This window comes from Paenibacillus sinopodophylli (genome assembly GCF_005930355.1).
Classification (GTDB): Bacteria; Bacillota; Bacilli; order Paenibacillales; family Paenibacillaceae; genus Pristimantibacillus; species Pristimantibacillus sinopodophylli.
In genome coordinates this window covers 28494-41914 of the sequence record NZ_VDBO01000018.1, presented here as the reverse complement: position 1 = coordinate 41914, position 13421 = coordinate 28494, and the positions used below count along the sequence as shown (strand labels likewise).

General features: G+C 42.7%; 15 protein-coding genes and 1 pseudogene. 3 read left to right on the top strand and 13 right to left on the bottom strand.

The window, feature by feature from the left end; genetic code table 11:
• Positions 1-17: 17 nt before the first annotated feature.
• The 8 genes and pseudogenes from FGT79_RS28260 to FGT79_RS28230 all read right to left on the bottom strand — a co-directional run.
• Positions 18-1124 (bottom strand): annotated as a pseudogene (locus FGT79_RS28260) (DEAD/DEAH box helicase); the annotation flags it as partial.
• A gap of 58 nt (positions 1125-1182) precedes the next feature.
• Positions 1183-1659, bottom strand: coding sequence for a GNAT family protein (locus FGT79_RS28255; protein WP_138756186.1), 477 nt, complete (start codon positions 1657-1659; stop codon positions 1183-1185).
• A gap of 154 nt (positions 1660-1813) precedes the next feature.
• Positions 1814-1936: a hypothetical protein gene (locus FGT79_RS32330; protein ID WP_281286037.1), complete on the bottom strand. Its 123-nt coding sequence runs from the start codon at positions 1934-1936 to the stop codon at positions 1814-1816.
• A gap of 67 nt (positions 1937-2003) precedes the next feature.
• Positions 2004-2573 (bottom strand): GNAT family N-acetyltransferase, encoded by a 570-nt coding sequence (locus FGT79_RS28250; RefSeq protein ID WP_138756185.1) that lies wholly within the window; start codon positions 2571-2573, stop codon positions 2004-2006.
• A 190-nt stretch (positions 2574-2763) separates the two neighbouring features.
• Positions 2764-3801 (bottom strand): ABC transporter substrate-binding protein, encoded by a 1038-nt coding sequence (locus FGT79_RS28245; RefSeq protein ID WP_138756184.1) that lies wholly within the window; start codon positions 3799-3801, stop codon positions 2764-2766.
• Between the two features lie 120 nt (positions 3802-3921).
• Positions 3922-4737 (bottom strand): helix-turn-helix transcriptional regulator, encoded by an 816-nt coding sequence (locus FGT79_RS28240; RefSeq protein ID WP_138756183.1) that lies wholly within the window; start codon positions 4735-4737, stop codon positions 3922-3924.
• A 54-nt stretch (positions 4738-4791) separates the two neighbouring features.
• Entirely contained in the window at positions 4792-5181 is a 390-nt protein-coding gene (locus FGT79_RS28235) for an iron chaperone (RefSeq protein WP_138756209.1), read from the bottom strand.
• A 90-nt stretch (positions 5182-5271) separates the two neighbouring features.
• Positions 5272-5928 carry a M48 family metallopeptidase gene (locus tag FGT79_RS28230; protein ID WP_138756182.1) on the bottom strand — a complete coding sequence of 219 codons (657 nt, stop codon included), beginning with the start codon at positions 5926-5928 and terminating at the stop codon, positions 5272-5274.
• Between the two features lie 739 nt (positions 5929-6667).
• Between FGT79_RS28230 and FGT79_RS28225 the strand changes: the two genes are divergently transcribed.
• Together FGT79_RS28225 and FGT79_RS28220 are read left to right on the top strand one after the other, a co-directional pair.
• Positions 6668-7090, top strand: a complete 423-nt coding sequence (locus tag FGT79_RS28225) for a GNAT family N-acetyltransferase (RefSeq protein ID WP_138756181.1) — start codon at positions 6668-6670, stop codon at positions 7088-7090.
• 143 nt (positions 7091-7233) lie between these two features.
• Positions 7234-8397: a leucine-rich repeat domain-containing protein gene (locus tag FGT79_RS28220; protein ID WP_138756180.1), complete on the top strand. Its 1164-nt coding sequence runs from the start codon at positions 7234-7236 to the stop codon at positions 8395-8397.
• Between the two features lie 71 nt (positions 8398-8468).
• Here FGT79_RS28220 and FGT79_RS28215 read toward each other — a convergent pair whose 3' ends face one another.
• The 5 genes from FGT79_RS28215 to FGT79_RS28195 form a co-directional block, all read right to left on the bottom strand.
• A complete protein-coding gene (locus FGT79_RS28215) occupies positions 8469-9215 on the bottom strand; it encodes a hypothetical protein (RefSeq protein WP_138756179.1) in 747 nt (248 codons plus the stop codon).
• A 207-nt stretch (positions 9216-9422) separates the two neighbouring features.
• Positions 9423-10049, bottom strand: a complete 627-nt coding sequence (locus FGT79_RS28210) for a type 1 glutamine amidotransferase family protein (protein WP_138756178.1) — start codon at positions 10047-10049, stop codon at positions 9423-9425.
• A 113-nt stretch (positions 10050-10162) separates the two neighbouring features.
• The gene (locus tag FGT79_RS28205) at positions 10163-11125 is read right to left on the bottom strand and encodes a helix-turn-helix transcriptional regulator (RefSeq protein ID WP_138756177.1); all 963 of its coding nucleotides are present in this window, start codon (positions 11123-11125) and stop codon (positions 10163-10165) included.
• Positions 11126-11214: 89 nt separating this feature from the next.
• Positions 11215-11784 (bottom strand): SF0329 family protein, encoded by a 570-nt coding sequence (locus tag FGT79_RS28200; protein WP_138756176.1) that lies wholly within the window; start codon positions 11782-11784, stop codon positions 11215-11217.
• An 8-nt stretch (positions 11785-11792) separates the two neighbouring features.
• On the bottom strand, positions 11793-12383 hold the full coding sequence (locus tag FGT79_RS28195; protein ID WP_138756175.1) for a TetR/AcrR family transcriptional regulator: 591 nt from the start codon (positions 12381-12383) through the stop codon (positions 11793-11795).
• Positions 12384-12516: 133 nt separating this feature from the next.
• On the opposite strand from FGT79_RS28195, the gene FGT79_RS28190 reads away from it, so the two are divergent.
• Positions 12517-13362 carry an alpha/beta fold hydrolase gene (locus FGT79_RS28190; protein ID WP_138756174.1) on the top strand — a complete coding sequence of 282 codons (846 nt, stop codon included), beginning with the start codon at positions 12517-12519 and terminating at the stop codon, positions 13360-13362.
• Positions 13363-13421 lie beyond the last annotated feature (59 nt).

The window sequence follows — 13421 nt, the reverse complement described above, 5'->3', positions numbered from 1 at the left end:
GATGGTACAATCGCTACAGGTATCATTTTTTTCGTTTTCTTCTCAATATCCTTCAAATATGGCAGTTCCTCGGTCTCACAGAAGGAGATCGCGATACCACTTAATCCCGCTCTGCCGGTACGGCCGATCCGGTGCACATACGTTTCCGGAATGTTAGGCAGGTTGAAGTTGATGACATGCGACAGCTCATCGATATCGATTCCGCGCGCTGCAATATCCGTTGCGACAAGCACTCTCGTAACACCGCTGCGGAAGCTGGCAAGCGCGTTCTGGCGTGCGTTCTGAGATTTATTACCGTGAATGGCTTGAGCGGTAATGTTGACCTTGTTCAGCCCGCGAACTACTCGGTCTGCACCATGCTTCGTGCGAGTGAATACAAGCGCTGATACGATTGTTTTGTCCTTCAGCAGCTCGTTCAACAAGCCCTGCTTGCTTGATTTTTCAACAAAATATACGGATTGCTCAATACGTTCTACCGTCGAAGACGCAGGCGTAATTTCTACCTTCGCTGGGTTAACCAGCAGCGTTTTGACAAGCTTCGAAATCTCAGGAGGCATCGTTGCGGAGAAGAATAAGGTTTGTTTTTTGCTAGGCATCTTGGCAATAATCTTCTTCACGTCATTAATAAAGCCCATGTCCAGCATGCGATCTGCTTCATCAAGCACTAGAATTTGAATAGCCGATAGATCCACAAGCTTCTGATTGACGAGATCGATCAGTCTGCCTGGCGTAGCAATGATGATATCCGCGCCTTGCATAAGCGAACGCTCCTGTGCTTTCTGTGAAACGCCGCCAACGATCGCGATGCACCGAATATCGGTGAATGCGGCGTATGCCTTGATGTTATCATCAATCTGCAGAGCCAGCTCTCTCGTAGGGGTGAGAATCAAAGAACGCGTACGGCGTCCACGTCCACCTTTGCCCTGCTGCTCGCTTAGAAGCTGAACAATCGGCAAGGCGAATGCAGCGGTCTTTCCTGTCCCCGTCTGTGCACAGCCGAATAGATCCCTACCAGCCAGCACGACTGGAATGGCCTGCTCCTGAATCGGTGTAGGCTCGGTATAGTTCTCTTTGGCTAACGCTTTAAGAAGCGCAGGTGAAAGCATTAAATCGTTAAAAGTCATGTTGTCTCCTTCATGTTTAAAAAGCATAAATGATTAATCAAGCTGCTTATTTATACGGTTAATTATAAGTCATCCACACGGTGCTCCCCAGCATCTCAAAGTCCTGCTTCAACCAGAAGTTTCTGGATTTCTCGAGTGAATAGACGTACATTCGTTTATTCGGGTATTTCGCTTTGAGCCAATTGATGAAAGCAGCGGCGTAGCCTTTGCTCTCGAACTCCTTCAATACATCAAGTGCCTCTATAAAGATGAAGTCCCTCTTGTTCTTAATATCGATATAGAAGTCCTTCTGCAAATATTTCTCGTCATCACTGAAATAATCGGCTTCCGCCTTCTTTATCAGTTGTTTCCCATTTTCGTATTCCCATACGACACCATAGCCCGCCATCGCATCTTCTGCCTCAATCATATAGATCTGCTCCGGAATTTCGGAGCTGTCCCGTTTGCTAAGCTCAGGTGCGTGATAAGCCGTCGTAATCTCACCAAGCAGCTCCTGCATGTCTGAATCGAAAGGTTTTGCTTTAATTGTAGCCATTATAAGCTCCCTTTGCTTCCATTTATCACATCTATATTCATCAAAATAAAAGAAGCAGGGTGTTCATGTCCCCCACTTCTCCTACTGATTGTGTATGGTCTATTGTCCTTAGTCATCTTACCACAAAAGTGCGCCTTCAACTAGTTATTCTCGTTTAGCGTTTTTTTTGAGTGAACGATTGAACGGCATTTTTCAGCTTATCGCGCGCGGCTTTGTTTTTCATCAGATAAGTTACGCCCATTCCGATTGCAGTAATCAACATATTTTTCTTTCTCATCGATACTACCTCCCTAGCGTTCTTACTATATATGTACCCTTATCTTCGGGTTTTTAAGCAGCACGGATTACGACTCTTCCACTTGTGTGGAACAAAGCTTCTCGAATTTGCTGAATTCGCCCATTGCATGGACAGCTGAGCCTTTATAGCCGTAGCCGCAGCTGCGATAGAATGCGTTCAGCTTCGCGTTACTCGCGATACAGTCGAGACGAATACGATCTTTCCCCTCAAAATAAATCCCTGACGCCGCCCATCTCACGATCGCTTCACCTAAGTTCTTGCCCGCTGCTTGACGGTTAATAGCCAATCGATGCAGATAAACGGACGACGCATGCCCTTCATCTCCCCATAGCTCAAGGTCCCAAGCACTTGCCTTCTGCATAAGCATAACGATTCCTGCCAGCATGCTGCCCTGCATGAAGAGGTATACCTCGCCGCGCCCAATGGCTTCCGACGTCTGGTGAGAGTCCTCTCCCTGCAGCAACCCGCTCCACTGCTGGGACCCTCTGCTCCTTAGCCATTCTGCTTTTTGGATAAGCAGCCCCTGCACGGCTTCCGTGTCTTCAAACCTTGCTTGAAATATTTCGATATCTGGTTGTAGGCGACCAACTGAATCAGTGCGCGTGAATGTAGTCATGATCATTAACCTCCTGAAATAATAGCTCTGCTGCTATTATATCCGATTCTCAGACGAGATAAGAGAAACATCAGCGTTCCGAGAACGAAGCTTTAACTTGTGAATACCGATTCTTACCTGAGCGTAAACGCGAAAAAGAAGGGAACGTGTCCCCTCTTTTGATAACGATGCCTGTATCGGATACCATTTCTTATTTCAATGCGTTTACAATCGCTTCCAGACCATTAAGCTTACTGATTGGGCCATAGCCATAGGCAAGCTCGCCATTAATCGCATACACTTGATTCTGCTGTACCGCCTTCAGCTTCTTCCATACTTCGCTTTGTTCCCACTCGTCAGAGAGAGCAGGTACCGATTTATCATTATAATTGAAATAACCTAGAAACAGGTGATCCGGATTAATAACACTTAGCCCTTCAAGCGTTAGCTCAATGCCATCGCCCTTCGCCTCTTCTGGAGCATTCAAGCCGAGTGGCTCATAATAATCGCTTGCATAAGTAGTGCCCTGCAGCCAAATGTTCTTGTCTCTAACCTGCAAATATGCAACCGTTCCTTCTACTTGGCCGATCTGTGCTTTTGCTTCCTCTACCTTAGCGGTGAAATCATCGTTTGTCTGCTTAGCAAGTGCCTCTTGCCCAAGAATATCCCCGAACTGCGTAATGACACTTTGCCATTCCAACCACACATTCGTTTTCTCCTCATCAATCAATACTGTAGGAGCAATCTGCGACAGTTGATCAACGATATCCTTATTCGTGACGCTACCTGCCAGAATAACATCCGGCTCATATTGCAGCAGTGCTTCCAAGTTAACAGCCGTATTCTCGCCTACGACCGTCACCTCATCAAACTTCTCAACGTAAGGCTTGTACACATCCGAATCAAGGAAAGAGTTTTTCGCTGTGAATGGAAGAGTTACCGCAATGGACGGCAGCTCGAAGCCAAGTAGCTCCTGCGTTAGTCCCCAGTGCACAAGGGCGACTTTTTTCGGTTGCTCGGCAATCGTAACATCTTTCCCGTCAGCACTCTTCACCGTTCTTGGAAAAACACTGCTAACTCCCGCGTTCTCATTCGCTCTGTTTCCGCTCGTATTCTGTGCTGCATCAGTCACAGCGGGTGCTTCCGCCGCTGAGTGATTCGCAGTTCCTGCATTAGAGCAGGCACTAACGAGCATAATGACAAACAATAGCAGGCAGGCTGCTGCCATACGTAACTGTACAGATTTCATTTCATTCTTCTCCTCAATATCGCTCATTTTATTGATAACGATTATCATTATCGAGTTAATAATAACATCGTGTAACTTCTGAGCAAATAGATCATTTCCCGATTTGAGGATGGATTATTTCTACACCTCTTGCAGCCTCACTGCCGATGGCGACATGCCATAATGCTTTTTGAACAGCCTGCTGAAATAATAAGCATCCGAATAACCGACACTGCTTGCGATTTCCCGAATGGAGAAATCGGCCGTCGTGAGCAATACGTGGGCAAGATTCATCCTGTATTGGATCAAGTAATTAATCGGGCCAATACCCGTATATTTGCGGAATAAGTGCGAGAAATACTTTGCTTTCATCTGATGCTGCTCCGCTAGACTCTCCAGCGTTATCGTGTCCATATAATGCTTTCTTATATACGCGATCGTCTGCTCCATCATCGGCTGGCTCTCACTATTTTGCTGGTATCTCTCGAACAGCAGCGCCTTATTAAGCAAACGATAAAACAACGTCTTCTTCTCCAGCAGTTCGATATTGCCAACAATTAGAGACAGACCTCTAAGCTGCCCCATTAGTTGAAGCAATGCCGCGTCCAGCTCGATATGAAGCTCGTTCACCTTTTTTATAAATGCAAGATTAACCTGATCCAAGTGTGCCGGCAAATAATGCACGAGAAAATATTCGAACTCAGGCGTCTGAACTTCAAGCTCTAGACTTCGGTTAAAGCCGCCAAGCAAGGTTTTGCCTGGATACATGGGATAGCTTTCACCGTCATAGGAGAAAATAGCCTCTCCCTTGAGCGCGATTACCAAGCCGCATTTGGCTGTAGGCTGGTACTTATGACCTTGATAAATACCTGCCTGAAGCAACGTCTGATGCACGCCGAATACATCAATCGGCACCTGCAGGAAAAATGCGGCCAGCTCATCGTACTGACTTTCCATACGAACACCCTCTCTAATCCCGCTCAACCAATCATTCCCTCATTTAAAAACGTTTTATTTCTTCTTTTTCAACTTGCTGTTTGCTTTCTCGATGTTCTCTGCAACTCTAAATTTCACAATATCGCTAATTAATGCGTAAGGTATCGGTTTATCCAACGGAAATTGAATCGATCCCTTCGCTCCTTTATACGGTGCTAACTTTTCTCTGAAAGCTTCGATTCCGCTTGGAGCCGGATACAAGCCGATATGTTTTTTGAAGGCTGCAAAATGCACCAAATTCCCATATAGCACAAATGTCGGCATTTGATAACCGATCTTCTCTGTTGCCTCAGGCGCTGCTTCTTGGACTACGCTTCTAATCTTCTCCAATATAGCTTGAATCTCAGCTGGAAAGTTAGAAATATATTGATCAATCGTCTCGATCTTGCTTGTCGTCTCGTCCATCATGACTCCTCCTCCATATTGTCTATGTCGCTTACAGGATTAATTCCTACTAGTATGCCCGTTTCGTACCGAATCGTCTTCTCCAAGACCCTATAAAGTCATTGCCTGTCCATACCTTGCTAAGAACTCTTCCTTTTCTTTATAATCCGGCATGATGCTTCCCACCCGCCTCCAGAAGGAGCGGTCATGATTCATATGGGTGAGATGGCATAGCTCATGAATAATGACATAATCAATCACCTCAAGCGGAGCCATCGCCAGACGGTAATTAAAGGTCAAATGCTTCTCCGAGCTGCAGCTGCCCCACTTCGTCCTTGATTCTACGATCTCTATCGTTTTAGCCTTTACCTTGAGCTGCGTTTGATAGGGCTTAATTCGCTCGCCAATGATTTTCTTGCAGCTGTTGAAATAAAACTTCTTCAGACGCAGCTTGAGCTCCTCTTCAGTCAGCTCTTTCGTCTCGATCAGCTCATGGAGAAAATAATATTTCCCAAGGTGAAGAAACTTCCCTTCGTCTTCATATTCCTTCAGCTTTTCAGGAGCTGTGCGTGCGGCCGCTATCGCCTGCAATTTCTGCACAATGCTAGTTCCGTGACGTTCGACCGCCGCCACTACCTCATCATCGCTTGTTCCATTAGGTGCTTTAACGGTGATATGACCCGTAGAGTCGATATGAATGTATAGTTTTTTTCTATTTGCGTACAGCACATTAAATGTAATCGTCTGATTATCGAATTCTATTTTCATGGTAACCTTCGTTCCTATTAAAGTAATTTCTCTATCTCCAAACAAAAAGGAGACAGAGTCCTTGGATCAAGGATTTCTCCCCATTCCTCGTGTCTCTTCTCCTATTGTATCAAATATGCGGGCTGTTTAGGCAGCTTAATGCTTTTTCAATTAATGCTTTGCAAAAGCTAGAGCCCTTTGCGTAGTCCCTACTTCAGCAGCCAAACGAACTCAGAAATGACGCGTAGGTTACTGCGTTTCAATCCACGCACTCCATGAGGAGTGCGACAGCAAAAATAAACTCCATTGATGCAGCCAAAGCATCTATACCGTCTATTTTCATACTAATCATAACAAAAAAAGCATAGATAGAGCATTTTTTTTATTTTAAAATCCTGTCATTCGACAATTTCCTAAGAGCGAATGCTACATGGATTTCATGTAAGCTTTACATTCGCACCAAGCCTGCACTAAGTCTTCTTTATTTCGTTTTGCAACTTTATCGTTTTCCCCATACCTCTCCTTAAAAGTCAGCCCATACATTAGAATCCGGCATAATATTACCTACTTGACCCAAATTAAAAGGTCAAATTTCATAAGCTCTCTCTCTCCATCCAATTGTAAAAATCTAGTATTCATAATATAATCTTCTATATGAAACGAAGGGAGATGAACAACATGGAGCAGAAAATGACTATCAAACACTAACCAAGGTGGTTGAGTCATCATGACCACCCATTATGATACGAAGGTGGTAACCATGACAAATAAAACATATTTATTAATTGAGCGTCCCCCTACTGTAGTTGAGCACCATACTTTATGGGAGGCTGTAGGCTGGGGTACTGTAGATAGCGAGATGGCAACACATTCTATTTCAAATTCCATTTATGCCGTGGTTGTCGTTCTCGACGAGGAAGTTGTCGGTATGGGGCGAATTGTTGGCGACGGAGCGATGTATTTTTATATACAGGATGTTGCAGTTTTACCCGAGCACCAGAATAAAGGAATAGGAAAGATGATCGTCGACCAACTGCTTGCCTATATCAAAAAGAAGAAATGTAAGACTGGCATTGCTTTTGTAGGTCTATTTGCCTCACATGGGAACGATACATTTTATGAAACCTATGGATTCAAGGATCATTCGCCCGAGATGACGGGCATGTTTACTGTATTTGATTAACAATGAGTAACCCCTAATGTTTGGACACAAAGCAGAGGAAGGCATGATGAATCGGGGATATCCCCTTTATTCATTCATCTCTTCCTCTTTTTGACGTCCGTGTGCTACATTACAATGAAGTAGAAAAGTCTGGAGGTACAGAGATGGATTACGACAAATCAAAAAAGGCACTTTTCAACGAGGCGACATCCTATGTGGACAACTATAAAAAATATGCATGGTTTCATGAGCCCGATTCCATTTATGAACTGGACACCTTAAAGCTTCTTAATATCAAACAAATTAAAACCTTTGAGCCCTTAAAAGAATTCGCTAATCTGAAAAAGCTGGAATTTGGCACCACCGATTCCAAAATGACCATACCTGATCTGATTGGCCTCGATTACGCTGCGAATTTGGAACAGCTAGCTTTCGTCAGTAAGTCGACTATTAAAAATAATGTACAGACCATTGCACGCTTAACCAAACTGCAATCACTAGGATTATACAACGTCCCTCATACGTTGCCTGATCAATTGCTGGCCCCTCTTCACTCCTTAAAAACGGTAAGCTTCTCAAAAGATAATTATGATAGCCAAACTGTTCTTCCAGACAGCTTGGAAACGATCAGCATGAGCTTTGACGGTATTGATACTCTACCAAGCTTTGCACCAGCCTTAGGTGTAAAAAAGGTGTCTTTAGGCTTCAACAGCTGTCAATTGCAAAGCTTGAATAGCTTTGAGATTTTTCCGAATGTAGAAGAAATAAAACTGGTTGCTGCCAAAAAACTCGTGGACATCTCATATGTAACACAGCTAAAGAAGCTAAAGATCCTGGATGCCAATTTCTGTTCTGCCTCTGATATAAGCCCCTTCTATCAACATCAAAGTATTGAAGAACTGCGGCTTAGAGGCTCAGCTGTGGAGAGTCTTCAAGAAATGGGGGTTTGCCCAAACCTCAAAACGCTGTATATAGAGAAAACAAAATTGAAATCGATTGAGAACATCAAAGAGCAATTCCCTCAGTTAGAATTACTATGGATTTGGGGAACTAAAGTAAAGGATTTACAAGCGCTAACCGATATGCAATCGTTGAAAAACTTAGACCTCACCATGCTGAAACCAAAATCTTGGGCATTCATTTCCACCTTGACAGGTTTGGAGACGCTGGATTTATGCAAAACATCATTTTCAGATGCTAGCTCGCTGCTAGATCTCCCATTATTAAAGAAGCTCCGGCTGTCCGGCAGCCAAGTCGACTTCAAGTCAAGTAATTATAAGGAACTGGAAAAGAATATTATCAATCGAGGCGGTAAGATCATTACATAAGGCCGCCTCTCATTGCGGTCGCCTTTACGTTAATTAGCTACTACGTCCGTATTCCAAGACCCGATTATTTATTATGCGCTGTAATCCTGAAGTGCTTTGCAAAAAGGCGCATTCTGCTTAATAAAGGCATCCATCTTTGCGAACTTATCTGCTTGTCCACTCTGCTTATAAGCTACACATAATCCATTTGCGACAAACAACTGAACGAGTAGGGGCAGCTTATCAAATTTCAATTCAAGGCTTGTGACGCTATGTTCGCTACCCATCCCCACTAATACTTGCCCAATTTCAACATACGCTTCATAAGCCATATTACTTTTTTTGCTGCCCGGATATGCATGTGAAACAGTTGCCAAAGCTTTAGCCTTCCTAGCCAATGACAGTCCTTCCGTATACTCATGGGTATGGAAATACTTTATTAACGTCTTTATATTCCAATAGATCGCTTGGTACATTGGAATTTTCCGATCCCAGTTTACCTGTCCTATCACCGTTTCAGCCCGCTCGTATTCACCGTACAAAATATGGGATAGCGCTGTGTTGCAGGCAACAAAGGTTTCTATTATTTCCTTATCCTTTAATGACTGGAGTGGCTTCGTCAAACATACAATAAGCTGCTCCGACGTTCTTTGTTTTAGCGCTATCCCAACTTTATCAGAAGCCCTTCTTCTAATCATTATGATAATAACCACAGCTACAGCAACACTAACAAGGACTGAATAGTTCCCATTTCCGAGCGAAATAAAAAGAGCAACGACCATAATACTCATCACTATCATAATAGGTATCCATTTTTTCAGTAAATATTGTTGGTTCATTTCCAATCTCCTCACTATAAAATTAACATACTCAAACGCGTAGTAATCGCCCTCTGCCAAGCCTACCCTTTATATCGGAATCTATTTGGTTATTTTGAAGTTACTGGTATATTTAATAGATATCATCCAATCCAAAGCAAAAAGGCTTCAAGCTTAGACGCTCGAAACCTTCTTACAGCAGCAACAATCTATTTCATACTTATACGATCATTGAATGGCTTGCATTAGCTCATAGAAATACTTGGGTTCATGAGTCTTATTAAGACTATACCAGGCATCTACTGTTGTTGAAGAAAACACACCGAGGGCTTTCAAGACATGTACAGAAAATTCCAACGGTGCTATTCCTGATGCTGTAATCAGTGTTCCATCCGTTACAGCAGGCTCCATTTTATAATGCTTTTCGCCCGTGTACCCGGGACAAATCATTTTAAGGTATTCCAGATCATTGCTTGTATGATAGCGTGAATTCAACAATCCGGTCTGGGCAAGTCCCATTGTGGCCCCGCAAATGGCTGCGACCCATATATCATCCTGCAAACAGCCCTCGGCGATTTTTAGAATGGGATGATGAATGCTTTCTGTCCACGTATCACCACCTGGCAAAATCAATAGATCTGTGCCTTTAATGCTGCACTCATCCAGTTTAAGATCAGGTAATATTCTCAATCCGCCCATTGTGGTTACAGGAGTCTTTTCAATTCCCACCGTAACTATTTTGGATGGGGAAAGCCCCTTTTTATAATATCTTCCCGTATTCAATTCGGCAGTTAAGTAACCTATTTCCCAATCCGACATGGTGTCAAACACATAAAGATATGCTGTATTATTCATTTGTAATTTCTCCTTATTGCTCAACTTATCACGTGACACCAACCATCCATTGGTATTCCGTGACTATCATTATTATAAAACAGCTTCACTGACATCTACGGTCAGTGAAGCTGCTAGAGCTGATAATATTCTATTAAATCTGAAGCAATTGCAACAAGCTTATCCTTTAATCGTTGTGGTTCTATTACTTGAATGGATTTCCCATAAGAAAGAAGAAAATACGGAACATGTGTATGAATGGCTTGTGCTTCAAATAAGAAGGTCGCCTGATTGGAAGTCCGCTCTTTCAAATGATGTCCCATAAACCAATGCAGGCATAAGTCATCCAGCGCCTCTGTTCTGCCTCCGATAATTAAGGAAACTAATCCGTTTTTGTCCACTAAATCTGGCAACAGATTTTTCATAAAATAATCACGGGCCGAGAATCCTTCGGAACGCTTAAACCTGATTGGAGTTCGTTTGATTTGTAAAATCCGTTCTGCTCGAAAAATACGAATCTCATTCCTGAGGTGGCAGAATGCAACCGTATACCATTTATTGTTCCAATTAACCAATCCATAAGGGTCTATCACCCTATTCTTATACTGTTCTTCGCGATTTGTGCGATAATCAATATCTACAGAGCATTCATTAGCTAGAGCATGCTCCAATTCCGCTAGTACTGGCTGAATAGATACGTATCCTTTTCGGTTTATAACTTCAAATCCGGATAACTGATGACTAAGTACACTTTCCTGCTCCTGCGTCGAATACCTTTTAAGTTTGGATGTCGCGCTTCCAAGTGCCTCGCTCAATGGGTATCCCGCTTCTTTTGCAAAAACAGCAGCATGAAGAAGTGCTTTTTTTTCCTCCATATCAAATAACAGAGGTGCACGGGTGAAATGATGAAGCAGGCTATACCCGCCATTATGACCAGTGTCAGATATAATAGGCACACCACTGGCACTTAGTGCATCCATATACCGATAAACTGTTCTAATATTGATTTCTAACTTTTCGGATAGTTGTTTAGCCGTTATTTTCACGCCCGAATTCAACATCCATAGAATGGCCAGCATATTATCATTTTTCGGCATAACAGAAGCCCTCATTTTTGTTAAATCTCACTATTTGATGGATATGTTAATTTCTTCTTACGAATCGCATGAATTAGAACCATAAATTCTCATAACGTACTGCGCCGTAGTTCATAAAAAAACTGCACGATTGGATGCTTTACCTTCATCTTCTCGTCCATATTTTGAATTCGTTTTTTCCCAACTCGTCTGTCAACCAGAGCTAGAATATTTAATAATATATCTTGACTCTCTAAGCAATCTTCTATAGAAGTCGATAAAAACTGATTAGCAATAGTGACGAAATTTGATTTACTTAATGATGACTGAGCTGCCAGAAGCTCTTTTGCATATACAGATATTTTCCTGCTTCTTGCCATTATTTTCAGGCGATCCTCCGGTACCTTCCCTTTGGTTTCTTCTCTCATCGCCTCTATCTCTTCATTGCTAATCGGGATTTGGATCGCTGGATCATTCTTGATCTCCAGCTCCGTCTGAAACCATCTAACTAAAGTCGTACGATCACTCATATTGAATACGTTCTTCTTATCTACCGCCATATAACTAAGCCCTGCTTTATCGGGTGAATAACGATAGCTGGTTGAACGATATTCGACCCGTCCTTCTAACGCAGGACAAAGAAAGCTCTCCAGTTGTTGCTTCATTTTACTCCAGGACATGTATCCTCCTATGTTAGTGCTTTAATCAAATTTCCCAAAATGTCATTCGCTTGTTTACGCGCCGCATGGGGATCTTCTGAATGCGCAATGCCGATCGCTGCTTCCGTTATTGCTCCAAAAATGATGTGTGCCAACAAATCTATAGGTTGCTTCTTCATGTACTTGGACTCCATAAGCTCCTTTAAGAGCGCAGTCGATAAACCGAGTACACTATGTTTTTCTTTTTCCCTCCATTTGGTCCAGCCAAGTATGCCAGGTGCTTCCTGAATGACAATATGCCGATACTCAGGATTAAGACAACCTTCCAAATAGGTTTCAATGGCGATTAAGGTTCTTTCCCACGGATCAATCTCCGTATCAATCGCAGTGGACACCTGTTTTACCATCTCTTCTAGTAGTCCATCTACTACTTGTTCAAACAGCGTTATTTTATCCTTAAAATGATAATATAGTGCTCCTTTCGTTAATTGTTCTTGTCTAGCAATTTCATCAATGGAGGTTTTGGCGTATCCATCCTCTGCGAATAAGTACTGTGCACGTTTAAGTAAGGCTTTTTTTGTATGTTCGGCATCATCTTGCCTGCGTGATTTTGGGTTCATGCCCTTATTATATCGTTTAACTTTTGAATTAGAAAGCCGCAGCCGCCCTTAACATACTTAGGGTTTGTTAAACATACTGTAAGTATGTTAAACTCCATGTAAGGATTGGTAAAAGCAAAAGAGGAGGCATCACATGAAAGAAGCCTATGTTAGCGCTGGTATAATCAGGTATACAGATTACGGGACAGGTCAGGCCATCGTGTTTTTACACGGTGCGCTGAGTAACGGAAACACTTGGAGGAAAGTGGTTCCGGCCATTTCCAAACATTTTCGATGCATTGTTCCAGATTTACCTTTAGGCGGGCACTCCATTGCTCTGAACCCTGAAACTGATCTAACACCGACAGGCATAGTAGCCTTAATCAATGAGTTTTTGAATGTGTTAGATCTGAACGATATTATTCTGGTAGGTAATGATACAGGTGGAGCTTACGCACAAATATTCACCATGTCTTATTCTGAGAAAGTATCGAGGCTAGTCCTTTGTAACACAGATGCTTTCGAAGTATTTCCGCCAAAATCGTTCTCACTATTAGTAGCAGGCGTCCATATTCCTGGCTTCACCTTTCTAATGGCTCAATTGTTTCGATTTAAACCATTATTAAAAACGTCATTGGTGCTAGGCTTACTATCTCATACTCTTTCGAAAGAAGATTTATACGAGCTATATATACGTCATTTCATTCATTACAAAGGGGTTCGTGCTGACTTTACAAAGGTCGTTAAGGGCTGGTCCATACATGACACCATTCAAGCAGCCGAGAAGCTTACTTCTTTTAATAAGCCCGTCTTGGTTATTTGGGGGGCTGATGATACGAAGCTATTTCCTATTGCGTTAGGAAGAAGAGTTTATGGCATCTTTCCAGATGCGCGATTCGAGATCGTAGAAAACGCACTGACGTATGTACAAGAGGATCAACCTGAAGCGTTTGCTCAAAAACTTGTCCATTTTCTTGAAAACACAGCATTTGCTAAATAAACTTAAAATCTATATAACTTCAACTAATGATTGTCGCCAGGAGTCCGCCATGTGAATAG